The sequence below is a fragment of the Rhodanobacter ginsengisoli genome (assembly GCF_042657065.1).
GTDB lineage: Bacteria > Pseudomonadota > Gammaproteobacteria > Xanthomonadales > Rhodanobacteraceae > Rhodanobacter > Rhodanobacter ginsengisoli.
Map to the genome: position 1 here is coordinate 1,159,884 of NZ_JBHSNF010000001.1, position 25,696 is coordinate 1,185,579.

Here is a 25,696-nt window from a genome sequence, read left to right on the forward strand (position 1 = left end):
GAAGCAGAGGGGTAGCGCCAGATCATCGCCGATGAATGCTGCAGATCATCGCGCTGCTGTCCGGCACGCTGCTTCTTTATAGCCTCTCAGGCGAAAGAATTACCGCTGCATTGCGGCAAAAGCGCGGGTTCGAAGGCGATCAGCGCGTGCGCCAGCAGGCCGTCCACGTCGGTGACCAGGGTCGGCAGCGGCCGCTGCAGGAAGGCCAGCGCGCGGCGCAGGGTCGGCGTGGGATCGGCCGGGTCGATCGGCCATGCCTGGGCGGACTTGGACAGCTTGTTGCCGTCGGCGTCGAGTACCACCGGCAGGTGCCGGTAGGCGGGCGTCGGCAGGCCCAGGCAGCGTTGCAGCCAGATCTGTCGCGCGGTGGAGTCGAGCAGGTCGTGGCCGCGCACTACTTCGGTGATGCCCTGGTACGCATCGTCCACCACGCAGGCCAGCTGGTAGGAATAGAAACCGTCGGCGCGGCGTATCACGAAATCGCCGACCAGCTCGCGCAGGTTTTCGCCTTGCGGACCCTGCAGCGCATCGTCGAAAGTCACCTCCACATCCGGCACCCGCAGGCGCCACGCGGGGGTGCGTTCCGGCCGGGCCGGCTTGACGCACCGACCATCCCGATGGATGCCGCCGCTGGCGGCCAGTTCGCTGCGGCTGCAGGTGCACGGGAACACCAGGTCGGCCGTGCGCAGCTGCTCGAACGCGGCGTCATACGCCGCCTTGCGCTGCGACTGGAACAGCGTCGGTGCATCCGCCACCAGGCCAAACGCCGGCAGCGTGGCGAGGATGCTGGCGGCCGCGCCGGCGACCTCGCGCGGCGGGTCGATGTCCTCCATCCGCAGCAGCCACTGGCCATTGGCATGGCGTGCACACAACCAGCTGCCGACGGCGGCGACCAGCGAGCCGAAATGCAGTTGTCCGGTGGGGGAGGGAGCAAAGCGGCCGCGGTAGGTCATGCGAATATTCTAGGGTGACTCGGTGGCCGGCTAGTGCGACATAGTGACCGGGAAATGGCCGCCAGCGGAAGTCGACGGCGAAGATGTGGCGGCCGTCACACCCTTGAAACGGCCGCTTGCCGCCCCGAATAATCAGGGGCGGCAAATGCCGCCCCGTTCCTTCATGACTGCCACCCGAGAGACAGCCATGCGTCGCATTGCATTGTTCATCGCCACCAACCTTGCCGTCCTGCTGCTGTTGAGCATCGTCTGCCGTATCTTCGGCATCGATCAGATGGCGGCGGCTCGTGGCTATGGCGGCATGGGCGGCCTGCTGGCATTTGCCGCGGTGTTCGGCATGGGCGGCGCGTTCATCTCGCTGGCCCTGTCGAAGTGGATCGCCAAGCGCTCCACCGGCGCGCGGGTGATCGCCCAGCCGCAGAACGAGACCGAGCGCTGGCTGCTGGATGCCGTGCGCCGGCACGCGCAGGCGGCCGGCATCGGCATGCCCGAGGTGGCGATCTACGACGCACCGGAGATGAACGCGTTCGCCACCGGCATGACCAAGAACAGTGCGCTGGTCGCCGTCAGCAGTGGCCTGCTGCAGCAGATGAATCGCGAGCAGGTCAACGCCGTGCTCGGCCACGAGATCGGCCATGTGGCGAACGGCGACATGGTCACGCTGACCCTGATCCAGGGCGTGCTCAACACGCTGGTGATCCTGGCCGCGCGCCTCGTCGGTCGCGCGGTGGACAGCTGGCTCTCCGGCAGCAGCAACAACCGCGGCGGCGGCCTCGGCTACTTCGTGGTGGTGATGGTGCTGCAGGTGGTGTTCGGCCTGTTCGCCTCGATGATCGTGGCGGCGTTTTCGCGTTGGCGCGAGTTCCGCGCCGATGCGGCCGGTGCGACATTCGCCGGCCGCGGTGCGATGATCTCCGCACTGCAGCGGTTGCAGGCGAACCACGGCGCCAGCACGCTGCCCGGCACGATCGCCGCCTTCGGCATCTCCGGCCCGCTGGCCGAGGGCCTGAAGGCGCTGTTCATGAGTCATCCGCCGCTGGACCAGCGCATCGCCGTGCTGCAGGGCGGCGCTCGCGCCTGACCCCTCTCCCGCGGGATAGGCGTGCGAGGGGTCGGCAGCGTCGACACCTCGCCAACACCTGTTTTGTTCCATCTTCAATCCTTCAAGTCTGATGAGAGTCGCCCACGCATGAACGCACCCGCCGAAACCCGCAAGTTCGAAGCCGAAGTCGCCCAGGTGCTGCACCTGGTCACGCACTCGCTGTACTCGCACAAGGAGATCTTCCTGCGCGAGCTGATCTCCAACGCCTCCGACGCCTGCGACAAGCTGCGCTTCGAGTCGATCGCGAACCCGGAGTTGTCCGCCGGCGACAGCGAGCTGCACATCGACGTGAGCTGGGATCCGGCCGCGCGCACCATCACCGTGCGCGACAACGGCGTTGGCATGAATCGCGACGAGGTGGTGGCCAACATCGGCACCATCGCCAGCTCCGGCACGCGCCGTTTCCTCGAGGCGATGTCGGGCCAGCAGAAGGCGGATGCGCGCCTGATCGGCCAGTTCGGCGTGGGCTTCTATTCCGCCTTCGTGGTCGCCGACAAGGTCACCGTGCTGAGCCGTCGCGCCGATGCGCCGGCGTCCGAGGGCGTGAAGTGGGAAAGCGACGGCAAGGGCGAGTATTCGCTCGAGCAGGTCGAGCTGGCCGAACGCGGCACCTCGGTCATCCTGCACCTGAAGGCCGACGAGGACGAGTTCCTCAAGAGCTGGCAGCTGCGCTCGCTGATCCGCAAGTATTCCGATCACGTTGCCTTCCCGATCCGCATGCCCAAGGAGAAGGACGACAAGCCCACCGACGAGTGGGAAACCGCCAACACCGCCTCGGCGCTTTGGACCAAGCCCAAGGCCGACATCTCCGACGAGGACTACCAGAGCTTCTACAAGTCGCTCGGCCACGACTTCAACGACGCGCTGGCCTGGACGCACAACCGCGTCGAGGGCAGCCAGAGCTTCACCACCCTGCTGTATCTGCCCTCGCAGCCGCCGTTCGACCTGATGATGGGCGGCCGCGACGAGCGCAAGGGACTGAAGCTGTACATCAAGCGCGTGTTCGTGATGGACGCCGCCGAGGAACTGCTGCCGAACTACCTGCGCTTCGTGCGCGGCGTGGTCGACGCCGACGACCTGCCGCTCAACGTCAGCCGCGAACTGCTGCAGAAGAACCGCCAGCTCGACCGCATCAAGGCCGCCTGCGTCAAGCGCGTACTCGACCTGATCGAGAAGCTGGCCAAGGACGAGCCGGAAAAATTCGCCACGTTCTACCAGGCGTTCGGCAACACGCTCAAGGAAGGCATCAGCGAGGACGCCAACAACCGCGAGCGCATCGCCAAGCTGCTGCGCTTCGCCTCGACCAGGGGCGAGGCGGCCAGGCAGGATGTCTCGCTGGACGACTACATCGGCCGCATGCCCGTGGGCCAGGACGCGATCTGGTACATCACCGCCGACAGCTACGCCGCCGCCGCGGGCAGCCCGCAGCTGGAAGCATTCAAGGCCAAGGGCATCGAAGTGCTGCTGATGTTCGACCGCATCGACGAGTGGATGATCGGCAGCCTGAGCGAGTACGAGGGCAAGAAGCTCAAGAGCGTGGCCAAGGGCGACGTGCCGCTGGACGAGGCCGACAAGAAAAAGCAGGAGGAGGCCAGCAAGGAGGCCGAGCCGCTGCTGAAGAAGCTCAAGGACCTGCTCGGCGATCGCGTGGGTGAGGTGAAGGTTTCCGCCCGCCTCACCGACTCGCCTTCGTGCCTGGCCCTCAGCGACTACGAGATGGCGCCGCATCTGGCCCGCCTGCTGCGCGAGGCCGGCCAGGACCTGCCCGAGTCCAGGCCCACGCTGGAGATCAATCCGGCGCACGCCCTGGTCAAGCGGGTGGAAGCCGAGGCCGACGAGGCCAAGGCGCGCGACCTCGCCACCCTGCTGCTGGAGCAGGCGGAGATTTCCGCGGGCGCGCAGCTGCCGGACCCGGCGGCGTTCGTGCAGCGGATGAACCGGGTGCTGCTGGGATAAGACGCGCCGCGCCGTCTTGAAGTGAGAAAGCCCGCCACCCGGCGGGCTTTTCTCTTGCGGGCGCGGCATGCCGTGCGGTGGCGGGTCGAGTTGGCGGCGAGGGTGGCGTAAGCTGTGCCGCGCTCTCGTCGGCACCCGCCCGTCAACGACCGCCGTCCTTCCTCGACTTGCTTGATCGCATGCTTTGCACCGACTGCCAATCCGGTTACCACGCGCCCTATGACCGCTTCGAGCGCCTCGCGACGAAGCCTGACGTGCCGAGCTTCCTGATGCGCTGCCGGCAGTGTGCGGCGTTGTGGAACGAGAGTTCCGGCGTACCGGAACTGCTCACGCGAACCCATGCGCGCTGGCTGTATCCGACGGCGCGGATCTAGCCGCGGTCCGTCGTTCCCGGTTCACCGGTACAACGGGAGTGGATCGACCACGGCCCCGGTGCAGTGTCCCCGCGGGGAAAGCCGCGTAATTCCGCGGGCTAGTTGTAGCGCGCGATCAGCGACTGGTCGACGTTGTAGCCACCCGGAACGAAGGCAGGGCGATCCCTGAGCTCGGCTTCGCTGAAGTTTCTCCAGTCGCCGGCTTCCTCATTCGAGCGGTATTCGCAGATGTAGAACGCCCAGTTGTCGGCGTTGTTCAGCACCTTGCCGCACTCCGTGTCGCTGTCGGCCATCTTGATGCATTCGTAGCCGTAGGCATCCTTGCCCCGAGTCGATACCGCGTCTACCGTGTCCAGGAACCAGTGCGTCATCTCGTGGACGATGGTGCAGACCCGTTCGCCCCAGCTGTAGCGGTCGTAGGTCACTCCCCGGCCCAGCTGGATGCGGCAGGTCGGCCCGCCCCGCAGCGGATCGGTGGTGGAAATGCCCCCCATGGTCTCGCCGTTGGTGCATTGAAAGATGACGTTGGCGAGACCGGCGACGCCCCGATGCAGCTCCCCGCAGCGGCGGTGGATGGTCGCCAGCGCGTCGCGGCTGGTGGCCTTCGTGCCGAACCACTTCCGCGCATTGCCGTCGCTCTTGAAGGTGGCCGCCTTGCGGATGAGGGACTCGGCGGCGACCAGCATCTTCTGCATTTCGGTGGCTTTCAGCAATCTGCCCGCGTAGGTCAGCAAGGGCGGCTCCAGCACCTTGCCGGTGGCACCGCCGGCCGACGTCACCGTATAGCCGGCGAAGCCGCCGTTCCTGAATTCGCCGACGTCGCCGCGATCGACCGAAATCTTCACGCCGAGGATGGGATTCCGCTGGCCGGCGATTCGCACGTTGCTCGCCGATTGCACCACCCCGCGCAGATCGCCCTTGAGGCCCTGCAGCTTCACGACCTCGTTCGGGGCGAAGACGCCTGCCACGTCGACAAGGGGGAATACCTTCGGGGCCATTTCGATGGAAGCCGTAGCCATGTCGTGCTCCTGAAGCGTGGATGCCGGATGTTCGGGACAAAAAAATCGAGCCTAGAGTGCCCGTTCCGGGTGGCGAAGTGAATGTCGTTTTTTCCTAGGAGTCCGGCGGCCGCATGCAGACACCTTCCGGCCCGACCGGCGGATGCGGGAGCATCGGCTCCGGTCCTCCGAGGGGGTCTGGCCATGCGCGGCACGCCATCACGGCGAACCGCTCCAGGGGGTGCCTGTTACCGGGACGAAACTTTGCGCAGAATGCACCGGTCCGCATCGTCCATGCATCGGAGCTCAACATGTCAACGAACGCAGCCCTCTTCCGCCAGTTGCATGCCGGTCCGCAGCCGCTGCGGCTGCCCAATGCCTGGGACGCCGGCAGCGCCCGGCTGTTCGAAAGCCTGGGCGCCACGGCCATCGCCACCACCAGCGCGGGGCTGGCGTGGGCGCTCGGTTACGCGGATGGAGGGAAGCTGCCGGTGGACGCCGCGATCCACGCCGCGGCCGGCATCGCGCGCGTGCTCAAGGTGCCGTTGTCGGTCGACATGGAAAACGGCTACGCCGACGACCCCGTGGCGGTCGGCGAGACGATCCGGCGACTGCTCGACGTCGGTGTCGCCGGCATCAATATCGAGGACGGCACCGACGCGCCGATTGCGCTGGCCGCGAAGATCGAGGCAATCAGGAACACCGCCGCGAAGATGGGCGCGGACATCTTCGTCAACGCCCGCACCGACGTGTACCTGGCCAGCCTGGCCGACGCCTCGCGCCGGGTCGATGAAACGCTGTCGCGCGGCGCGGTCTATCGCGCGGCCGGCGCCGATGGCCTGTTCGTTCCCGGCCTGCACGAACCGGCGGAGATCCAGGCCATCGTGGCGGGCGTGGACCTGCCGCTCAACCTGATGGCCTGGCCGGAACTGCTGCCGGTCCACGAGCTGGGCCGGCTCGGCGTGCGGCGCTTCAGTGCGGGCTCCGGCATCGCGCAGATGCTGTGGGGGCACGCCGAAACACTGGCGCGGGATTTCCTCGACAACGGGCGCTCCGAGTCGCTGGCCGAGGGCGCCATGCCTTATGGGCGGATCCAGGCCCTGTTTGCCGACAGGTAGGGGCCGAACCCGGTCGAGGCGATGCGCGGCGGTGCGGAGCGCCTCAGGTCTCGCGGATGAAATCGACAAAGGCCCGCAGCGGCGAGGGCAGGTGGCGGCGGCCGGAGTAATACAGATACGGACCACTGAAGCTTTGCCACCACGGCTCGAGCACCGGCACCAGTGCGCCGCTGTCGATGTGCGGGCGCAGCCAGTCCTCGAACAGGTGGATGATGCCCAGGCCGTCGATGGCCGCCTGTACCGCCAGATCGAAGGCGGCGCCCAGGCGCACCTGCAACGGGCCGGGCGGGTCGATGCGCACGATCTCGCCGTCGCGCTCGAACTCCCACGCCGGAATCGCGCCGCCGGAGAACTGCCCGCGCATGCAGGCATGCTGCAGCAGGTCGCGCGGATGTTCCGGGCGACCGTGCGCCTCCAGATAGTCGGGCGCGGCGGCGGTGATCATGCGTTGCGTGCGCGGACCGATCGGCAGCGCGATCATGTCCTGCTCCAGCCGCTCGTCGTAGCGGATGCCGGCATCGCAATTGGCGGCCAGCAGGTCGACCAGGCTGTCCTCGACGATCACCTCCAGCCGGATCTCGGGGTAGCGCTTGAGGAACGGCGTGACGATCGGCGGCAGCACCGTGCGCGCCACGTTGGCCGGCACGTTGAGCCGCAGCGTGCCGGCAGGGCGGTCGCGGAAGTGGTTGACCACGTCCAGTGAGGCTTCCACTTCGGCCAGCGCCGGGGCCAGCCGCTCGGCCAGGCGCGCGCCCGCCTCGGTGGGCGACACGCTGCGCGTGGTGCGATGGAGCAGGCGCATGCCCAGCCGCGTTTCCAGTCGTCGCACCGCCTCGCTGAGCCGGGAGGCCGAATCGCTGCCGCTACGTGCGGCCTCGCGAAAGCCGCCCGCCTGCACCACCGAGAGAAACGCGTAGAGATCCTGCAGCTCGGCCGCCATTGTCCTGCACTCCGTACAACCCGTGCCGATTGTGCCGGATTATCAGATGGTCGCGTGGTGCCTATAGTTCATCCCGTCCCCACCCTCGTGATCCCGGAGCACTCCATGAACAAGCTGGCGCAGGCAGGCAACTTTTCGCTCGGCGATCGCACCGTCCACCGCGTGGGCTACGGCGCCATGCAGCTGGCCGGGCCCGGCGTGTACGGCCCACCCAGGGACCACGCCGCCGCGCTGGCGGTGTTGCGCGAAGCGGTGGCCGCCGGCGTCAACCACATCGACACCAGCGACTTCTACGGCCCGCACGTCACCAACCGGCTCATTCGTGAGGCGCTGCACCCGTACGCCGACGAGCTGGTGATCGTCACCAAGGTGGGCGCGCGGCGCGGCGAGGATGCCTCGTGGCATCCGGCACAGAGCCCGGCCGAGCTGGTGCGGGCGGTGCACGACAATCTGCGCAACCTCGGGCTGGACGTATTGGACGTGGTCAACCTGCGCATCATGGGCGACGTCCATGCGCCGGCCGAAGGTTCGATCGAGCCGCAGTTCAGCGCGCTGGCCGAGCTGCAGCAGCAGGGTTTGATCCGGCACCTGGGCCTGAGCAACGTCACCCCCAGCCAGGTCGCCGAAGCGCAGCGCATCGCGCCGGTGGTCTGTGTGCAAAACCAGTTCAACCTCGCTCATCGCGCGGACGATGCCTTCGTCGATGCGCTCGCCGCCCAGGGCATCGCCTACGTGCCGTTCTTCCCGCTGGGCGGTTTCACGCCGCTGCAATCGCAGACGTTGTCGGACGTGGCCACCAGCCTCGGGACCACACCGATGCAGGTGGCGCTGGCCTGGTTGCTGGCGCGGGCACCCAACATCCTGTTGATCCCCGGCACGTCGTCGCTGGGGCATTTGCGCGAGAACCTGGCGGTGGCGGGGTTGCGGTTGGGGGAGGAGGTGATGGTGGCGTTGGATGGCATCGGCAGGGCGTGATGCGTTTTGGCGTGGCCGCACGGCCGTCTGATTCATCGCGTTGGTCTTGCTGATCAAACGAGGTGCCTGAGGATGCCGGCCAACTGGAGGGCCTTCTTAATTTGCCGTCATCCCAGCGAACGCTGGGATCCAGCGTCTTGAGTAGCTACGCTGGTGCGATCTGGCTGGCAAGCGAAAGGCTTTCGTGCGCCTTCGGCGCCCGAGTCACTTTTCTCTTGCGTGGCCACGCGCCCGTCCGGAACGGGCGCGAACGGCGAAGCCGACCCGAAGGGCGGAGGGCAGGATGCCCGGAGTAAAGAAAAGTAACCAACAGAGAAGGCCACCCCACTTGGCGTTTGCCGGGCATCGGGCAACCGCTCCTGCGTTGCCTCAACTCGGGCATCCATGCCCTCGCCATGCCCGGCAAGTCCGTGAGCCGGGGCCGGGCTTTTCGAACGGGCATCGGGCAACTGCTCCTGCGTTGCCTCAACTCTGGCATCGGGCAACCGCTCCTGCGTTGCCTCAACTCAGGCATCCATGCCTTCGCCATGCCTTCGCCATGCCCTAGCCATGGCCCGCACTCGGTGCGCCCGCTGCGCGGGCGATGGAGCGATGGCCTCGGTTCTGCGCAGGGATCGGCGAAAACAACATTTATGTTGCTTGCAACAAAAATGTTGTTACGCTGGGCTCGTGCCCATAGGGATGTGGCGATGAAATACAGCGAGTTCCAGCGATGGCTCAGGCGACAGGGCGTGCGTTTTGAGTCCGGCAAAGGTAGTCACCTGATGGCGCGGTACAGGGGGCGAACTTCGGTGTTTCCGTCGCATGGATCGAAGGAGATGCCCGAGCCGCTGCGGAAAAAGATCCTGAAGGACCCGGGTCTGTGAGCCCGCGCCGCACGAACAAGAAGCGAAGGAGCAACGATGAAATACCCGGTCAAGCTGACGCGTGTCGAAGGCGCGGTGATGGTGACGTGTCCTGACCTGCCGGAGTGTTCCAGCGTGGGCGACACTGAAGAAGAAGCGCTGCGCGAGGCCGTGGATGGCATCGAGACCACGCTGCAGCTGTACATGCAGGATCGCCGCCCCATCCCGGTGCCCAGCGAACGCAAGCGCGGCCAGCGACTGGTCAGTCTTCCGCCGCTGGCAGTAGCCAAGATCGGCCTGTATCAAGCGATGCAGGCCAAGGGGCTGCGCAAGGCTGATCTGGCCCGCCTGCTCGACGTGCACCTGCCGCAAGTCGATCGCCTGCTCGATCTGCGGCACAGCTCGAAGCTGGAGCAGGTGGAGGCAGCGCTGAATGCAGTGGGGTATCGGATCGAGTTGGCGGTGCTGGCTGCGTAGGAAGGGGCTCTGATCCAGATAAGCTTTCACTTATGAGCTGCTAGACGGACGTCGATTTCCGGGCAAACAAGTCCCGATGGTGCGCAAGAAACGTCGTTTGCTCCGGCCGGAACCGCTCAACGCACTTGCTGGGATCAATCGACCATCGTTCAAGCACATCGCGTGACAGCGACGGGTGCACATGCATCTTTCCGTCGTCTTCAAAGGTGATGAACTGCTCGTCGAAGAGCGCGTCGACATGCGGCGAGAGCAGCAGGCCGTTGTGGCCGCTGAGGCGTTCGGCGTTGTTGGCTTCGCGCCAGGGTTTGATGTGGCTGGCGATCAGCAGGCGGGTGTCGGTGACGCCAGTGACGCGGCAGGCGTTGTCGAGAAGGATCACCTGTTTGCGGAAGAAGCCTTGGCCGACGCGCGCTTTGGCGAGCTGAAGGCGCTGGGTTTCCGGGATCAATGGGTCCGACTCGATGCGGTGGATATCGTCCAGCACATGGGCGTTGGGTACTTGGTCGATCATGTACGGTGAAGGCTGATCGAGTTCGCGTACCTGCTGCATGTCCAGTAGCGCCATCAGTACATGGCCAAGCGCATCGGAGATGCCGGCGAGGTAGCAGCCCTGATTGCCGTTGCCGTTTTTCTGCAGCGGTGAATAGCGGTTGGGGAGCATCGGGCCGATGGACGCGATGTGCGCCTTGGGCTGTAGCGGGCGGTGGGCCTGCTTGAAATCCACGTCGACAAGCGAACCCTCGTTGGACCAGTAATCGCCCACGTTGCCAAATTCGAGCGGCTTGGGACTGGGTGTGGCGGATTCAGTGACACGACCGACGGCACCGATGCCGCCGTGGGCATACGAGAACACGATATCTCCCGGGCGTACGAGCTTCATGTTTTCGTAGGTCTGGTTGAAGGCGCCGTTCGTATTTCGGTAGGGCGACCACAGGTAGCCACCACGAATTTCGTGGTCGCGCGTCTGTTTGTGGTTGACCCACCAGTAAGCCATTCGATCTCCCTCGCACCAGGTTAGCCGAAAAGGGCGGGCGAGTCGGGAACAGTGCGGCGTGCTCTCGCTGTATACCGGGCGTTGCGCCATGATGACGCCGATGAAATCGCCTGCTGGGACGCCCATGACGAACGAACCACTTACCTATGCATTGATCGAGAAGAAGATCGAAAAATATGCCAGGGATGTTTCTGATGAAAAGCTGGGGGCGTTGGAGCGCCGCGCTGCGTTGGCTTCTGTAGGGCTGCTTGTCTCGGTGTGTACCGCGGCACCGTTCGTGAAGTCGAGCGTTGCGTTGCTAGTTCTGCAAATGGGCATTTGGCTCAGTGTGATCGCTATGCTGATCGGCTTTGTCTGCATGCTCCGGCGCGAATGGCGCACGTTCTACCGCAGACACGACAAGCTGTCGCGCGAGCTGGATCGCGACTATGACCGGTGGCAAGTACTTGTGAAGGAGATGAGGGGCTTTCCAATAGCCGAACTGGCACGGCGGCTGCGCTACCTGAGCGCACGCAAGTCGTCGCTTGCGTATCGCACGGGACTCTTCACGGGTAGCCTGCAGCGACTGGGCGTCCTGCCGCTGTTGGCCATCCTCTACCTGCAGTTCAAGGACTGGCGCTTTGGTGACTGGCAAGCGTTCGGACAGGTGCACATGGTGGGCGGTCTGCTGCTGTGGGCACTCTTCCTCGCCTACTTTCTTTCGTGGTGGCTGGTGGGGCTGGGCGGGCGATGGGATGCCTATGAGGCGCTTCTGATCGAGGCGACGCACGACGAATGAGCGATGGCTGTCTAGCCATTTACCACTGACGCGAGTCGTGGATGAGGAACCGAGTACGGCGCTCGATGTGTCCACCTTTTTGTCGCAAACGTCGGGCTTCTCTGGGCGGGCGCCGCAGTCGCGGGGCCAAGGTCGGTGCGGGGAACCTCAATCGCCGGGCTTTCCGCCCGATCCGCCGAAAGAAATGTCTGGACCGCCGAGCTTTTTGCTCGGCGGTCCGAGTTCGCAGCTCGGCGCTCCGAGCAATTTCACTGGCCTGCCGATCAAAAGGCTCGGAGGCCCGAGCTTTTTTTCCCGGCTTGTCGAGTTCAGCTGCTCGGCGTGCCGGGCAAATTGTTTCGCGCGCCGAGAAAATAGCTCGGCCGTCCGGGCTTTTTGCTCGGCTCTCCGGGCTGGGTTGCTCGGCGTGCCGGGAACATTTCCCGGGCACTCGGGCAACAAGCTCGGCTGCTGGAGAAATTGGGGTGGAGAGCGGGCTTCCATGGCTCGAGCTTCCGGATCGAAGCGCCTGGGGCGAGTTGCGGTACTCGACCCAGGCGGCTGGCCCCCGATTTGCATCGATCGGGGGCTTCGAGCTTCATGCGTGCGTTCGACGCCTCATTTCGCCTTGTCCGTCGCCGGCTTTGGCGTCGTCACCGGCGGCTTCAAGGCCAGGTAGACGGTGCTCCAGAGTTGGGCGGCGTTGCTTTCGTCGGCGTCGGCCTTGGAGGCGCCGAACGGGGCGACGTGGTAGTGGCCGTCGGTGTAGGTCCATGACCACAGTTCGGAGTTGCGGACGGCGTTGGCGGCGTCGATCGCGGACCAGAGGGAGTGTTCGGCGGCGAGCAGTCTGGCGCGCAGCGGTGGGGGCAGGTCGGTACGGGCCAGTTGGCGTTTCAGGCCGGCGGCGAGGATCGCCTGCTGCCAGGACCAGACCACGGTGCCGTGGTAGGCGGTGGCGCCGAAGCGTGACTGGGCGGCGGCGGAGGCGTAGGCGGGATCGGCCACCAGCAGGCCCACGCTGGTCATCAGGCCGGCGGGGAAGGGGCGCATCATCGAGGTGACCATCTGCTCGACCTGTGCCGGCTTGAGCGTGCCGAACAGGAGGGCGAAGCCATCGTCGGAATGGAGCACCGGCACCGGCGTGCCGTCGGTATCCAGCGACAGCGCGTTGAACACCAGCGGCGCGCTGCCGAGCGAGCTCAGGGCGGGCTGCGCCGGCACGCCGACGGCCCTGGCATAGTCGACGATGTCCTGGCGGGCGCGCTGATTGGGCAATGTCACGGAGAACAGCGACGGGGCCCGGCGGTGCCACACCGCGGCCTGCTGGCCGGCGCGCTTCAGTGCGGCGCGCTGGGTGGCGGTACCGTAGTGATCGAGCAGGCCGGTGCGGGCGAAGCGTTCGATGGCATCGAGTGCGGCCGGCACCCAGACCGCGTTGACGTCGTAGGGGTAGTGGCCCCGTCCCAAGCCTTCCTGGCTGTCGCGCCATTGTCCGGTCATGCGCCCCGGTTTGATGCCGACCATGTTGTCGACTTTCGGGGCGGCGGCGAACGCGGCAGTGCGCTCGACCACCCAGGCGAAGTTGCGCACCAGCCGGTTGCCGTCGCTGACGCCATCGGCGCCCGAGCGCGCCAGGAACGCGGCCGCGCGTTCGCGACCCTGTGGGTGCTCGAGCAGCCATGCGGCCGCGACCGGCGCCAGCATGAAGTCGTCATCGACCATGCCGTAGTCGTAGCTCGGCGTGTCGACCCGCCCCTTGCCGTCGTGCTCGTTCTGCAGCACGGCGAATTCGCCGATGCCTTCTTCGTGGGAGACCTCGCCATCCGGCGCCAGCCGGGCCAGCACCGAGCTGATGCCGTCCTCGACCGCGGTGGGTTGCAGCACCGGCATCAGCAGCCGCAGCGACATCAGGGTGTCGCGCCCGAAGTAGGTGTCGAAGCGCCACGAGCCGGCCAGGAATTTCTGCCGGTAGGCGAGGAACGACAGCGCGTCGCGCGCCCGCGGGTCGGGCCGCGCGTCGGCATTCAGCAGCGTCTTGCCTTGCAGCGGCTGCAGCGGCGTCTCGCCGGTGAGGGCGGTGATGCGGACGCGGAGATGGCCCCGGCTGCCGACCAGTCCGGTCGACGTGACCGTCGCGCCATCGAGCGGCGTCAGCGTGAGCCGGTAGCCCGGCGCGCCATCCAGCCGGTCGCGCGCCCAGACCAGCGCCCCGTGGTCGACCGTCGGCGGCGTCAGCACCTGGGCGGGTGCCTTGCCAAGCACCTCGTAGTCGCGCAACACGCGGATGGACGACAGCACCGCCTGGCGCAGCTTCAGCGACTCGGTATCGAGCGTCGCCACCGCGGTGATGCCGCGCAGCGGACGTCCGCGGGCGTCCTTCATCGTCAGCGGCTGCGGCGCCTGGTCCAGCGTCCAGGCGACCGGCTTGGCGGTCTGCCCGAACCACACGCCGACCCCGCTGTTGCCGGCGGGAAACGCGACCAGGATGCGCGGCTGGTCGCCCGAGCGCAGCAGCAGATGGGCGGCGATCGGCCCGTGCCGATAGAACGCATTGATGATGCGTCCTTCGTCGATGCGAAACGCCAGCGGCGCGGGAACGGCGGATGCGGTCGAAGCGGCAGGGGCGGTGGCGGCAGGGGCGGCGACGGCAAGCGAGAGGGCGGCGGACGTGAGAATCAGGCGGATCATGCAGGCTCCACGGATCGGTGGTCGGGCGGGTTCCCGTGACGAAAAACCAGGTCGATGGCCCGGCTCGAAGAGCACGTACGCCGGGGTCCGTGACGTCGGCTCATGGTCGATCTTCCTGCAGATCGTCGAATGAGCCAAGTACGCGTTCTTCGCACGCCGCGTATTCCCGCGCGCTGGCCGGCTCCGGCGAGGCGAGGTCGTCGCGCACCATGATGCAGTCGGCGGAGGGATCGACGTGGATGAATATCTTCCGGCGTCGACACGCTCGATGTCGCGCTGGCGAGCCGCGCCGACCACGACAAACGGGTATACGCTTTCGCCGATGCCTCGTCCGCCCCTGCCGGTGGTTCTCGCCGCGCCACTGCCGCCGCCGGGCAAGGCACTCCGCCCGACTGCCGCGCTGATCCGTGCGGGCGGCGAATCAGCGCCGGCCTCGAAGGCAAACCGTGTTTTCACGAACGCGAATGTTCAGGAGGCGTGTCATGCGATTCATGCTCAAGGTCAATATTCCCGTCGAGTCGGGCAATGCCGCCGCCAAGGCGGGCAAGCTCGGCGAGACGATCGAGTCGATACTGGCCGACCAGAAGCCGGAGGCGGCGTACTTCACGGACAACCACGGGCAACGCACGGGCTTCATTTTCCTGGAGATGAAGGAAGCCTCGCAGATCCCGGCGATCGCCGAGCCGTGGTTCCTCGCGCTCGACGCCAGCATCGAACTCCACCCGGTGATGATCCCCGACGACCTCGCCAAGGCGGGTCCCGCGATCGACAAGGCCGTCAAGAAATACGCCTCGCACACGCACGCCTGATACGGGCCGGTCGCCGCGGCTCTGCCGGATGGAACCGGCCCGGTGCCGATCGGGTCGCGGCGGCGAGCGCCGGCGTCGGGTGGCCGCGGGGCGCTTGAGCGGCCACGGGCGGTTTGAACATTTTCGGCGGGCCGGGTCCGCCGCGGATTTCCTTGCGGGTCGCATCGCCGTTGGCTCAGCGATCGGCGGGCGGTCGCTCCGTCCACCTGGCGGCGTCGAAGTCCGCCGGACTGCCGTGAGCCATCACGGCCCCAGTACCTGACAGCTCAGATCACCTTGCTGGCACTGCCGGTAGGCCTCGAGTTCGCCGATGCGCTTGCGGGTCAGGTCGGCGCGGCACTGGCTCAGCAGCATCGAATGGATACTGCCCTGCGCACTGGCCGACGTGGAGCGGGCGCACTCGGCATCGCGAAAGGCGAGCCAGCGCCGCTGCGCGGTGACGAGCAACTGGGTGCCGTCCTTGTCGCCTTTCAGTCGGCCGAGGACCTGCCGGTAGACGACGTTCATTTCGGCGTCGGCATTCCGGTAGGCCTGGTCGGCGCACAGGGTCATGGCCGCCTGGGTGGTTGCGTGGGCGCAGTCGTCGGCATGGGCGATGGACGGCGGCGTGATCGCGACGATCGACAGCAGCAATGGCAAACGTTTCATGGGTCTGTCCTCCGGCGCCGCGGCGCCCGTGAAAATCCGTTGACCGGCCTGCCGACCGACAGGCAGCGTCTTCAGCGTGACAAATACGCGGCGGCGAGCTGCGCGATGCGCTGCGCCTCGATGCCGATCTCGCGCAGCTGCCCGGTGGGTACCACCAGGTGGCCGCAGAAAAACAGTCCCGGCTCGGTGGTGGCACGGCCCGTCATCAACGGCAGCCCGTGCGCATCGAATACGCCCGCCGCCTCCGGCAGCAGCGGACGCAGGTCGGGTCGAAAGCCGGTGGCCAGCACCACCACGTCGAACGGCTCAGTTGGCCCTTCGGCAAAAGCCACGCCGTCTGCGCTGAAGCGGGCGATGCCGCTCCGCAGCTTGATCGAGCCGTCCCGGATCCTGGCCAGCGTACCGACATCCAGCAGCGGTATGCGGTGGTCTTCCGCGATCATCCGCAGCGGGCCCTTGCGCACCGTCTGCAGTCCCAGCTTGCGGGTGGAGCCGACGGCGAGGCGGAGCAGCGGCGCGTCGATGAAGTCGGCCACGCGGGGCGGCAGCCAGGACTGCATGATCGCCCAGCTGAGGATCGGCAGGCCGAGCAGGTCGCGCGGCAGGATCTTCACCGGGCCGCGCACGGCCAGCGTGACGTCGACGTCCGCCTCGGCCAGGTCCAGTGCAATCTCGCCACCGGAATTGCCGAAACCGACCACCAGCACGCGCTTGCCCGCATACGCAGTCGGGTTGCGGTAGCGGCTGCTGTGAAGGATCTCGCCGCGATAGTCGTCCTGTCCGGGCCAGCTGGGCGTGTACGGGAAGTCGGCCCAGCCGGTGGCCAGCACCACTACCGGTGCCGTGTGCCGAGCTGTCGCGGTGTCGACGCGCCATTTCGTGTCGTCGCGGCGGATCGTCTGCACCGTGCTGTGGAAGACCGGGCGCAGATCGAAGTGTTCGGCGTAGCGTTCGAGGTAGGCGACGACCTGGGCGCGCGACGGATAGCGCGGGTAGCTGCGTGGCATCGCCAGGCCGGGCAGGCCGGAGTGGCCGCGATCGGTGTGCAGGTGCAGGCGGTCGTAGTGGCGTCGCCAGACCGGGGCGATCGCGTCGGCCTTTTCGAGCATCGTGGCCTTGACGCCGCGGTGGGCAAGCGTCGCGGCACAGGCCAGTCCGGCGGGACCGGCACCGATCACGATGGCATCTGAATCCAGCATGGGCTTCCACCCGTGGGCAGTTGGCCGGCGGCCATCAGGGGCGACGCGGGCATCGCCGACAGCCTATTCTGCGCGCCCGGGCGTTTGTTGTGGATACCGGCTGCGGCCCGCATCAGGACCGTGGTTGCGCTGGGTGGACTCGCTGCATTGTTCCTGTGTCGCGGGGCGCGGGCGGTGCACCGGGTCGCCACGTCATGGCTGGCACAGGCAGGCAACCTGATCATCCGCGACCGCCGGGGCCGCCTGCTGCCGTTCTTCTCCAGGATTTTCCGAGTGGGCGCAGGCCGGACCGCCGCCTCCCTTCGCCGCATGGCCGAGCCGGCGCGACCGGCTAGACTTTCCCGTCACGGGGGCAGGGGACGGACACGGATGGCGAAGCGGTTGCGGGTGGCGGTGGTCGGCTACGGCACGGGCGGACAGGCCACGGCGTTGATGCTGGCGGGCGACGGGCACGATGTGGAGGTGTTCGAGCGAACCGCCGAGCTGGGGCCGGTCGGCGCCGGGTTCCTGTTGCAGCCGGTGGGGCAGCTGGTGCTGTGGCAGCTGGGCCTGCTCGATGCGGCGCGGGAACATGCCGCGCCGGTCGCGCGGCTGTACGGCGAGACGGTGAGCGGGCGGCCGGTGATGGACATGCGCTACGCCGAGCTCGATCCGCGCCTGCAGGGACTCGGCATGCAGCGTGCCGCGCTGTTCGCGCTGCTCGATGCGGCGTGGACGCAGGGCCGGCAACTGCACTGCGGGGTGCACATCACGCGCATCGATGCCGAGCGCGGCGCGCTGTACGACGATCGGGCGCGTTGCCACGACGGCTTCGACCTGATCGTGCTGGCCGACGGCGCGGCCTCCGGCCTGCGCACGCAGGTGGCCAGGCCGCGGGTGGACAAGCCCTATCCCTGGGGTGCGCAATGGTGTCTGGTGCCGGCCGGCGACTGGCCGTGGACCGACGTGCTGCAGCAGCGTTACGTCGGCGCGCGGCGCATGGTCGGCATGTTGCCGGTGGGCACGCGACCGGGTGATCCGGTGCCGCGGCTGAGTTTTTTCTGGAGTCTGCCGGCGGCCGAGCTGGCGCGCGAACACGATGAGCCCACCTGGCGCGCCGGGGTGCACGCGGTGTGGCCGCGGGCCTGCGAACGCCTGGCCGGCATCGCCGTGCCCGGCGGGCTGGCGCAGGCGCGTTATCGCGACACCATGCATCGCCGCTGGCATCGCGGCCGCGCCGTGTTGCTCGGCGATGCGGCCCACGCGATGAGTCCGCTGCTGGGGCAGGGCGTGAACATGGCCCTGCTCGACGCCGTCGCCCTGCGCGATGCGTTGCGCGAAAGCGCGGGCACGGCCGAAGCGTTCGCCCGCTACGCGCACGTGCGGCGCGACCATCTGCGCATCTATCACTTCTGGAGCCGCTGGCTGACCCCGCTGTTCCAGTCCGAGCGCGATGGCTGGGCGCGCATGCGCGACCTCGGCTTCCATCCGCTGTCGCGCCTGCCCGGTGGCCGCGGTCAGATGCTGCGCGTGCTGTCCGGCACCCGACGCGGCTGGTTTGGCACGTTCCCGCTGCCGCCCGGTTTCCTGGATGCGCTCGAGGCAAGGTGAAGCCGGGCGCTGCTCGCGTCCGCCTTCATCTAGGCTGCCGTGGGATCGTCCGCCGTCATCAGCCGCTGCATCGACTCGGCGTGTGCCTCGACCGGCTCGGCGGCTGCGGGCGGTTCGCTCAGCGTCGTCTCGACGCGTGAGCCGTTGACCAGGGTGCGGTCGACCGGGCAGCGTTCGGCGATTTCCAGCAGGCGCCGACGCTGGGCGTCGTCGAGCGGCCCCTCGATGGCGATGGTGCGGGTGAACAGGTCGGGGATGTCCGCGTCGGGCTGGCGCATGTGGCCGACCGCCGTGCGGATGCGGCCGACGGGCAGGCCCTTGTGCTCGGCATACAGGCGCAAGGTCATCGTGGTGCAGGCGGCGAGGCCGGCCGAGACCAGGTCGTAGGGGGTCGGGCCGGTGCCGAGGCCGCCGGCGCTGACCGGTTCGTCGGCGAGAAAACGGATGCCGCCGGCGTGGATCGCCAACTGGAAGCGCCCGGCACCGGTTTCCTCGGCCACCACGTCGCCTTGCTGGCCGTGCTCGCGGGACTCCGGCACGGGTTGCAGGTAGCGCGCGGACCAGCTGATGATGATCGACGCGGCATAGTCCACGTCGGCCTGGCGCGACAGCAGGTGGTCGGCATCGTCGAGCGAGACCAGACTCTTGGGGTAGTGGGCTGCCATGAAGATGCGGCTGGCGTTGTCGACTTCGACCAGTTCGTCGCGGGGCGCATGCAGGATCAGCAGCGGTCGACCGAGCGCCGCGATGCGGCCGGCCTGGTCGTGCTGCTGCAGATCGTCGATGAAGCTCTGGCGAATCCGGAACGGCCGTCCGGCCAGCTGCACTTCCGCCTCGCCGTGCTCCTCGATCGCCGCCAGTTCGGCCGGCGTGAACAGCCCGAGCACGTGGGTCACGTCGAACGGGGCCGCGATGGTGGCGACTGCGCGGATATTCGGCATGTCGCCGGCGGCGGCCAGTGCGGCCGTGCCACCGAGGCTGTGGCCGAGCAACAGCGCGGGCGCCATGCCGGCATCGCTCATTGCCTGGTTCGCGGCGACCAGGTCGCGCACGTCGGCACCAAACGTGCTGCCGGCGAATTCGCCGCCACTGGCACCGAGGCCGGCGAAGTCGAAACGCAGCGTGCCGATGCCGGCACGGGCCAGCGCCCGGCCGATGCGCACGGCCGCCAGATTGTCCTTGCCGCAGGTGAAGCAGTGCGCCAGCAGCGCCCAGCCGCGCACCGGCGCATCGGGAAGCTCGAGACGGCCGGACAGTCGATAACCCGCCGGGCTGGAAAATTCGAAGACGCGAGGTGACATGGGGAGGCTCCCTCAATGGCTGATGCCGGGTGCGCGGGGTCTGTCGGCAAGCCCCGCGCCCGCGCCGACGCGGGCGGATCGGGCCGGCCGACCCCGCGGTCATCTTATCCCCGGCCGATCGGGTCCGTTGCCGCGCGCGGCCGATTCCATTGGCGAGGACGGGAACTCCGGCCGCGGCGGGACCCATGCGCCGGCGCACCCGGCATGGGTGCGCCGGCGCCGGCAACGACTTCCGGTCAGCGCATGCCGCCGCTGGCGTACAGCTGCTCGCCGCTCAGCCAGTACGAGTCGTCCGAGGCCAGGAAGGTCACGATCGAGGCGATGTCGTTCGGCTGGCCGATGCGGCCCAGCGGGGTCTGCGTGACGGCGCCGGCTTCGAAGTCGGAACCGATGAAACCGGCGGTATGGGTGCCTTCGGTTTCCACGATGCCGGGGTTGACCGCATTGACGCGGATCTTGCGCGGCCCGAGCTCCTGCGCGAGCACGCCGGTAATGCCGTTCACTGCACTCTTGGTGGCGGTGTAGACCGCACTGGCGGGCGGCAGCAGGCGCGACACCAGCGAGCCGACGTTGATGATGCTGGCACCTTCGCCGAGGTGCCTGGCGGCTGCCTGGGTGACCAGCAGCAGGCCGAGTACGTTGACGTTGAACTGCTTGTGGAAGTGCTCCTCGGTGATCGCCTCCAGCGGCGCGAACTCGTAGACGCCCGAGTTGTTGACCAGCACGTCCAGCTTGCCGAAGTGCTTGACGGCCGCTTCGACGATGGCCTGGGCGTCGGCCGCCTTCGACACGTCGCCCTTGACGGCGACGGCCTTGCCGCCGGCCGCGGCGATCCCGGCGACGATGGCGTCGGCGCCGGCCTTGCTGGACGCGTAGTTGACCACGACGGAGGCGCCTTCGGCGGCCAGCGATCGGGCGATGGCGGCGCCAATGCCCTTGGATGCGCCGGTGACGAGGGCGACTTTACCTGTGAGTTTGCTCATGACGATGTCCTGGTGGGTGGGGTGACCTGGGTTGAAATTCCGATGGTTCGAAACTTCCGTGGTTCGTAAAGTATGAACTATGGAACTAATAGTCAAGGGCTGCTACCATCGATTTCATGAAGCCGCTGATCCATCCATCCATCGACGACATCACCGTGGAGGGCATCCTGCATGCGCTGTCCGATCCGGTGCGCGTGGCGATCTATGCCGACATGGCCGGTGCCGGCTGCGCGCAGACCTGCTCGACGTTCCTGCAGGTGATCGACCGCTCGATTCCCAAGTCCACGCTGTCGCAGCACTTCCGCACGCTGCGCGAGGCCGGGCTGATCCGCAGCGAGCGGCAGGGCGTGGAGATGCTCAACACCACCCGTTGCGCCGAGATCGAGCAGCGCTTTCCCGGGCTGCTCCCCGCGATCATGAATGCGCAACGCATCCAGCTGGCGGAAAAGGCCCGCGCGGGCAAGCGCCGCCCGGCCAGGAACAAGGCCCCGGCCGGCTAGGCGGTTTCCCGCGACACGACGAGTCAGCGTTGCGGCCATACATCTTTACGGCAATTTTATGCTTTGCGCGTTGCGCGCTATCCCGTTCTTACGGCCGCTTGCCTAGAGTGCGCGTCTTCTCCAGGCGAGGCATGCACGGATGTTCTGCAAAGGTTTCCGATCCATTTCATGGCCTGCCCGGCAGCCATCGGCGCGCGTTCCGGAGTACGAACCGCCACGCGCCTTCGATGGCCGCTCGCTGCGCGAAGGGAGCTGAGCCATGGAACAACAGCAAAGCAGGGGTCGGCTGGCCGCCCTCGCGCTCGGCGCCGTCGGCGTCGTCTATGGCGATATCGGCACCAGTCCGCTGTACACCTTGAAGGAGGTGTTCGGCCCGCATGGCGTGGCGGCGACGCCGGCCAACGTGCTGGGCGCGCTGAGCCTGGTGTTCTGGTCGCTGATCATCGTGGTGTCGCTGAAGTATCTGCTGTTCATCATGCGCGCCGACAACAAGGGCGAGGGCGGCATCATGGCGCTGATGGCGCTGGCCCAGCGCAGTGTCCGCGACGTGCCCCGGTTGCGCCTGATCATCATCATGCTCGGCATCTTCGGCGCGGCATTGTTCTACGGCGACGGCGTGATCACGCCGGCGATCTCGGTGCTGTCGGCGGTGGAGGGGCTCGAGGTGGCCGCGCCCACCCTGCAGCGCTACGTGGTGCCGATCACCGTGGGCGTGATCGTGTCGCTGTTCTGGCTGCAGCGCCATGGCACCGAGCGGATCGGCGCGGTGTTCGGGCCGGTCTGCGTGGTCTGGTTCCTCAGCATCGCCAGTCTCGGCGTGGTGGGCATCGCCCACCATCCGGAAGTGCTGCGCGCACTGAATCCGTACTACGGCGTGGCGTTCTTCCTGCGCAATCATGCCGAGGCGTTCTTCGCACTGGGTGCGGTGGTGCTGGCGGTGACGGGTACCGAGGCGCTGTATGCGGACATGGGCCACTTCGGCAAGACGCCGATCCGGCTGGCCTGGTTCAATTTCGTGCTGCCGGCGCTGGTGCTCAATTACTTCGGGCAGGGCGCGCTGGTGCTGCACGATCCGTCGGCGGTGGCCAACCCGTTCTATCACCTGGTGCCGCGGGCATTGCTGTATCCGATGATCGCGCTGGCCACGGCGGCCACGGTGATCGCCTCGCAGGCGGTGATCTCCGGTGCGTTCTCGATGACCCGCGAGGCGATGCAGCTGGGCTACGTGCCGCGCATGCGCGTGGTGCATACCTCGCACGAGATGTCGGGGCAGGTGTTCGTGCCGTGGGTCAACCGCGTGCTGCTGATACTGATCGTTTGCGCGGTGCTCGGCTTCCGTTCGTCGGACAACCTCGGCTCCGCCTATGGCATCGCGGTGACCGGCACGATGGTGATCACCACGTTGCTGGCACTCATCGTGGCCCGCTATCAGTGGCGCTGGAGCCGGCTTGCGGTGGCGGCGACGGGAATCGGGCTGCTCACCGTGGACATGGCGTTTTTCGGTGCCAATATCATCAAGGTCGAGTCGGGCGGCTGGTTTCCGCTGGCCCTGGGCGGGGTGGTGTTCCTGTTGATGACGACGTGGCGACGCGGTCGCGTGCTGGTCATGCGCGAGATGCAGCAGAGCGGCCTGGCACTGTCGCCGTTCATCGCCAATTTGCGCACGCACCCGCCGATGCGGGTGGCCGGTACCGCGGTGTTCCTGACTGCCGATGCCGGGCTGGTGCCGCATTCGCTGCTGCATAACCTGAAGCACAACAAGGTGTTGCACCAGCGCAACGTGCTGCTGACGGTGGAAACCCTCGACACACCGCGTTCCGAACCGCAGGAGCAGGTCGAGTGGACGGAGCTCGCGGACGGCTTCGCGCAGATGCGCCTGCGCTTCGGCTTTGACGAGGATCCGGATGTGCCGGCCCGGCTGACCCGGCTCGGTCACGACGGCATGAACTTCGACCTGATGGACACCACGTTCTTCATTTCGCGCGAGAGCATCGTGCCGGGCGCACACCGGCCCGGCATGGCCCTGTGGCGCAACCGGCTGTTCGTGTTCATGGCGCGCAATGCCAGGGCGGCCACCGCGTTCTTCCAGATTCCCGGCAACCGCATCATCGAGCTGGGTGCCCAGGTGGCGATCTGAGCCGATGGCGACCGGCCCGGCGCGAGCGACCCGGATGCATTAACGTGTGCCCACCCGACCCGGTAGCCAGGCATGTCCGATTCAACGCGTCCCCATGCGAAGTGGCCGGCAAACAGGGATTACCTGTTTGCCACCGGCGTGGTGCTGCTCGGGTTCGCCGCGGCGTTCGCCGCGGCCCGGTACCTGTCGACGGCCAATCTTGCGCTGATCCTGCTGACGGCGGTGCTGGCGGTGGCGGTGCGCACTCGCATGAGCGTGGCCGTCTATACGGCGGTGCTGTGTTTCCTTGGCTACAACTTCTTCTTTACCCCGCCGCGCTACACCCTGGTCATTGCCGACGCCGACGATGTGCTGGCGGTGTGCCTGTTCCTGGTGGTGGCTCTGGTGTGCAGCCGGCTGGCGACCCGGTTGGCCAGCCAGGTGGATTCGTTGCGGCTGGCGCAGGCGCGTGCGGCGGCACTGCTCAGCCTCGGCCAGCGGCTGGCGGCCAGCAACGATGCGCAGAGCATCCGCAGCATAGGTGCGGAGGCGATGGCACAGGCGCTCGCCGCGCGCGTGGCGATGGTGGTGCGCAACGCCGACGGTGGGCTGGAGGCGGTCGGCCCTGTGCCGCCGGGTTGGTCGCCCGCCGGGATGGATCTCGCCGCTGCGGATTTTGCCGAGCAGCACACGGTACCGGCCGGCGCAGGGACGCCGTATGAGTCCGATGCCGGCGCATGGGTGCTGCCGCTGGGCACGGACGACCATCGGCACGGCGTCGTCGCGCTGATGCTGGACGCCGATGCAGATGGCGCCGATGAGGGGCGCCGCGGCCTGGCCGTGGCGATGGCCCAGGACATCGGCCTGGCGCTGGAGCGGTCGCGGCTGGCGGAGGCACTGGAGGACGCGCGCGTGCAGGGCGAGACCGAACGCCTGCGCAGCGCGCTGCTGTCGTCGGTGTCGCATGACCTGCGTTCGCCCCTGGCGGCCATGATCGGTTCCGCCGGCACGCTGGCCAGCTACGAGCAGCAGCTGTCGCCGGAGGAGCGTCAGCAATTGATGCAGTCGATTCTCGATGAAGGCCAGCGGCTGGATCGCTATATCCAGAACCTGCTGGACATGACTCGTCTCGGCCACGGCGCGCTGAAGCTCAACCGCGATTGGGTCGATGCCAATGAGGTCGTGCTGGCGGCGGTGAACCGGGTGCGCAAGTTCCATCCCGATCTGCCCGTCGAAACCTCGTTCCTGCATGACACCGTGCTGCTCTACGTGCATCCGGCCCTGATCGAGCAGGCGCTGTTCAATATCCTGGAAAACGCCGCGCATTTTTCCCCGCCGGGCGAGTCGGTGCAGGTGCGCGTCGACGAGGTGGATGGCCAGTTGCGGATCGAGGTCGTCGATCACGGTCCGGGAATCCCCACGGAGGAACGGGCACGGATCTTCGACACGTTCTATTCGGTCGCGCGCGGCGACAGCGGCAGGAAAGGTACCGGACTCGGCCTGTCGATCTGTCGCGGCATGGTCGGTGCGCATGGCGGCAGTGTCGAGGCCTTGCCAGGCGAGGGCGGTGGCACCACGATCCGCGTCATGCTGCCCTTGCCGCCCATGCCGGAGCCCGGCCCATGAATGCCTCGGCACCGCGCGTCCTGGTGATCGACGACGAGATGCAGATTCGTCGCTTCCTCGATATCGGTCTGCGCGCCGAGGGCTACCACGTGCTGCAGGCTGCCACCGCGGCCGAAGGCCTGGCGCTGGCCGCGACGCAGTCGCCCGACCTGGTGATCCTGGACCTGGGACTGCCTGACCGCGAGGGTCACGAGGTGCTGGCCGAGCTGCGCCAATGGAGCACGGTGCCGGTACTGATGCTGTCCGTGCGCGACGCGGAACGCGAAAAGGTGCGTGCGCTGGACAACGGCGCCAACGACTACGTGACCAAGCCGTTCGGCATCCAGGAACTGATGGCGCGTGTGCGCGCCCTGCTGCGCACGCGGGCGACCGCCAGCGTCGGCGGGATGACGCCGCGCTACGACGATGGCCATCTCAGCGTGGACCTGGCGCGGCGCGAGGTGGCGCTCGACGGCACGCCGCTCGCGTTGACCCGCAAGGAGTACGCGGTGCTTGCCCTGCTGCTCGGTCATTCCGGGCGGGTGGTGAGCCAGCAGCAACTGCTGCGCGAGGTGTGGGGCGCGACCCATGTGCAGGACACCCACTACCTGCGCATCGTGGTGGGCCGGCTGCGGCAGAAGCTCGGCGACGATCCGGCAGCGCCGCGCTGGTTGAAGACCGAGCCGGGGGTCGGCTACCGTTTCGTGGGCGTCAGCGGCGCGGCGGAGTAGCCCGCACCGGGGCGGCACCGGCAAATACGAGGTG

Annotated in this window: 23 protein-coding genes; 14 read left to right on the forward strand and 9 right to left on the reverse strand. The window is 67.5% G+C overall.

What is annotated here, in order from left to right; translation table 11 throughout:
- Positions 1-86: 86 nt before the first annotated feature.
- A complete protein-coding gene (gene gluQRS, locus ACFPPA_RS05185; protein ID WP_377317924.1) occupies positions 87-953 on the reverse strand; it encodes a tRNA glutamyl-Q(34) synthetase GluQRS in 867 nt (288 codons plus the stop codon).
- Positions 954-1,140: 187 nt separating this feature from the next.
- On the opposite strand from gluQRS, the gene htpX reads away from it, so the two are divergent.
- From htpX to ACFPPA_RS05200, 3 genes are all read left to right on the forward strand, one after another.
- The gene (gene htpX, locus ACFPPA_RS05190; RefSeq protein ID WP_377317926.1) at positions 1,141-2,034 is read left to right on the forward strand and encodes a protease HtpX; all 894 of its coding nucleotides are present in this window, start codon (positions 1,141-1,143) and stop codon (positions 2,032-2,034) included.
- Between the two features lie 108 nt (positions 2,035-2,142).
- Positions 2,143-4,011, forward strand: a complete 1,869-nt coding sequence (gene htpG, locus ACFPPA_RS05195; protein WP_377317928.1) for a molecular chaperone HtpG — start codon at positions 2,143-2,145, stop codon at positions 4,009-4,011.
- A gap of 179 nt (positions 4,012-4,190) precedes the next feature.
- Complete coding sequence (locus tag ACFPPA_RS05200) at positions 4,191-4,385, forward strand: hypothetical protein (protein WP_377317930.1); 195 nt, start codon at positions 4,191-4,193, stop codon at positions 4,383-4,385.
- 98 nt (positions 4,386-4,483) lie between these two features.
- On the opposite strand, the gene ACFPPA_RS05205 is transcribed toward ACFPPA_RS05200, so the two are convergent.
- Positions 4,484-5,404 carry a M35 family metalloendopeptidase gene (locus ACFPPA_RS05205; protein ID WP_377317932.1) on the reverse strand — a complete coding sequence of 307 codons (921 nt, stop codon included), beginning with the start codon at positions 5,402-5,404 and terminating at the stop codon, positions 4,484-4,486.
- A gap of 290 nt (positions 5,405-5,694) precedes the next feature.
- On the opposite strand from ACFPPA_RS05205, the gene ACFPPA_RS05210 reads away from it, so the two are divergent.
- Positions 5,695-6,501 carry an isocitrate lyase/PEP mutase family protein gene (locus ACFPPA_RS05210; RefSeq protein WP_377317934.1) on the forward strand — a complete coding sequence of 269 codons (807 nt, stop codon included), beginning with the start codon at positions 5,695-5,697 and terminating at the stop codon, positions 6,499-6,501.
- 43 nt (positions 6,502-6,544) lie between these two features.
- On the opposite strand, the gene ACFPPA_RS05215 is transcribed toward ACFPPA_RS05210, so the two are convergent.
- Complete coding sequence (locus ACFPPA_RS05215; RefSeq protein ID WP_377317936.1) at positions 6,545-7,441, reverse strand: LysR family transcriptional regulator; 897 nt, start codon at positions 7,439-7,441, stop codon at positions 6,545-6,547.
- Positions 7,442-7,546: 105 nt separating this feature from the next.
- On the opposite strand from ACFPPA_RS05215, the gene ACFPPA_RS05220 reads away from it, so the two are divergent.
- The 3 genes from ACFPPA_RS05220 to ACFPPA_RS05230 all read left to right on the forward strand — a co-directional run bounded on the left by ACFPPA_RS05220 (position 7,547) and on the right by ACFPPA_RS05230 (position 9,738).
- Positions 7,547-8,416: an aldo/keto reductase family oxidoreductase gene (locus tag ACFPPA_RS05220; protein ID WP_377317938.1), complete on the forward strand. Its 870-nt coding sequence runs from the start codon at positions 7,547-7,549 to the stop codon at positions 8,414-8,416.
- A gap of 689 nt (positions 8,417-9,105) precedes the next feature.
- Positions 9,106-9,282: a type II toxin-antitoxin system HicA family toxin gene (locus tag ACFPPA_RS05225; RefSeq protein WP_377317940.1), complete on the forward strand. Its 177-nt coding sequence runs from the start codon at positions 9,106-9,108 to the stop codon at positions 9,280-9,282.
- A 36-nt stretch (positions 9,283-9,318) separates the two neighbouring features.
- Positions 9,319-9,738 carry a type II toxin-antitoxin system HicB family antitoxin gene (locus tag ACFPPA_RS05230; protein WP_377317942.1) on the forward strand — a complete coding sequence of 140 codons (420 nt, stop codon included), beginning with the start codon at positions 9,319-9,321 and terminating at the stop codon, positions 9,736-9,738.
- 40 nt (positions 9,739-9,778) lie between these two features.
- Here the strand turns inward: ACFPPA_RS05230 and ACFPPA_RS05235 are convergent, their stop codons facing one another.
- The gene (locus ACFPPA_RS05235; protein WP_377317944.1) at positions 9,779-10,732 is read right to left on the reverse strand and encodes an HNH endonuclease; all 954 of its coding nucleotides are present in this window, start codon (positions 10,730-10,732) and stop codon (positions 9,779-9,781) included.
- Positions 10,733-10,820: 88 nt separating this feature from the next.
- Between ACFPPA_RS05235 and ACFPPA_RS05240 the strand changes: the two genes are divergently transcribed.
- Positions 10,821-11,510, forward strand: a complete 690-nt coding sequence (locus tag ACFPPA_RS05240) for a hypothetical protein (protein ID WP_377317946.1) — start codon at positions 10,821-10,823, stop codon at positions 11,508-11,510.
- A gap of 597 nt (positions 11,511-12,107) precedes the next feature.
- Here ACFPPA_RS05240 and ACFPPA_RS05245 read toward each other — a convergent pair.
- Entirely contained in the window at positions 12,108-14,180 is a 2,073-nt protein-coding gene (locus ACFPPA_RS05245; RefSeq protein WP_377317948.1) for a hypothetical protein, read from the reverse strand.
- 482 nt (positions 14,181-14,662) lie between these two features.
- Here ACFPPA_RS05245 and ACFPPA_RS05250 point away from each other — a divergent pair, with 482 nt between their 5' ends.
- The gene (locus tag ACFPPA_RS05250; protein WP_377317950.1) at positions 14,663-14,989 is read left to right on the forward strand and encodes a hypothetical protein; all 327 of its coding nucleotides are present in this window, start codon (positions 14,663-14,665) and stop codon (positions 14,987-14,989) included.
- Between the two features lie 243 nt (positions 14,990-15,232).
- Here the strand turns inward: ACFPPA_RS05250 and ACFPPA_RS05255 are convergent, their stop codons facing one another.
- Together ACFPPA_RS05255 and ACFPPA_RS05260 are read right to left on the reverse strand one after the other, a co-directional pair.
- Entirely contained in the window at positions 15,233-15,637 is a 405-nt protein-coding gene (locus ACFPPA_RS05255) for a lysozyme inhibitor LprI family protein (protein WP_377317952.1), read from the reverse strand.
- A 71-nt stretch (positions 15,638-15,708) separates the two neighbouring features.
- Positions 15,709-16,836, reverse strand: a complete 1,128-nt coding sequence (locus ACFPPA_RS05260; protein ID WP_377317954.1) for a flavin-containing monooxygenase — start codon at positions 16,834-16,836, stop codon at positions 15,709-15,711.
- 369 nt (positions 16,837-17,205) lie between these two features.
- On the opposite strand from ACFPPA_RS05260, the gene ACFPPA_RS05265 reads away from it, so the two are divergent.
- Complete coding sequence (locus ACFPPA_RS05265; RefSeq protein ID WP_377317956.1) at positions 17,206-18,426, forward strand: FAD-dependent oxidoreductase; 1,221 nt, start codon at positions 17,206-17,208, stop codon at positions 18,424-18,426.
- A 29-nt stretch (positions 18,427-18,455) separates the two neighbouring features.
- On the opposite strand, the gene ACFPPA_RS05270 is transcribed toward ACFPPA_RS05265, so the two are convergent.
- Positions 18,456-19,727, reverse strand: coding sequence for a bifunctional alpha/beta hydrolase/OsmC family protein (locus ACFPPA_RS05270; protein WP_377317958.1), 1,272 nt, complete (start codon positions 19,725-19,727; stop codon positions 18,456-18,458).
- Positions 19,728-19,963: 236 nt separating this feature from the next.
- Positions 19,964-20,710 (reverse strand): glucose 1-dehydrogenase, encoded by a 747-nt coding sequence (locus tag ACFPPA_RS05275; RefSeq protein ID WP_377317960.1) that lies wholly within the window; start codon positions 20,708-20,710, stop codon positions 19,964-19,966.
- A gap of 116 nt (positions 20,711-20,826) precedes the next feature.
- Here ACFPPA_RS05275 and ACFPPA_RS05280 point away from each other — a divergent pair, with 116 nt between their 5' ends.
- The 4 genes from ACFPPA_RS05280 to ACFPPA_RS05295 all read left to right on the forward strand — a co-directional run bounded on the left by ACFPPA_RS05280 (position 20,827) and on the right by ACFPPA_RS05295 (position 25,662).
- A complete protein-coding gene (locus ACFPPA_RS05280) occupies positions 20,827-21,210 on the forward strand; it encodes an ArsR/SmtB family transcription factor (protein ID WP_377317962.1) in 384 nt (127 codons plus the stop codon).
- A 259-nt stretch (positions 21,211-21,469) separates the two neighbouring features.
- The gene (locus ACFPPA_RS05285) at positions 21,470-23,347 is read left to right on the forward strand and encodes a potassium transporter Kup (RefSeq protein WP_377317964.1); all 1,878 of its coding nucleotides are present in this window, start codon (positions 21,470-21,472) and stop codon (positions 23,345-23,347) included.
- A 72-nt stretch (positions 23,348-23,419) separates the two neighbouring features.
- Positions 23,420-24,952: a sensor histidine kinase gene (locus ACFPPA_RS05290; protein WP_377317966.1), complete on the forward strand. Its 1,533-nt coding sequence runs from the start codon at positions 23,420-23,422 to the stop codon at positions 24,950-24,952.
- The gene (locus ACFPPA_RS05295; RefSeq protein ID WP_377317968.1) at positions 24,949-25,662 is read left to right on the forward strand and encodes a response regulator; all 714 of its coding nucleotides are present in this window, start codon (positions 24,949-24,951) and stop codon (positions 25,660-25,662) included. The genes ACFPPA_RS05290 and ACFPPA_RS05295 overlap by 4 nt, the downstream gene beginning before the upstream one ends.
- Positions 25,663-25,696: the final 34 nt, after the last annotated feature.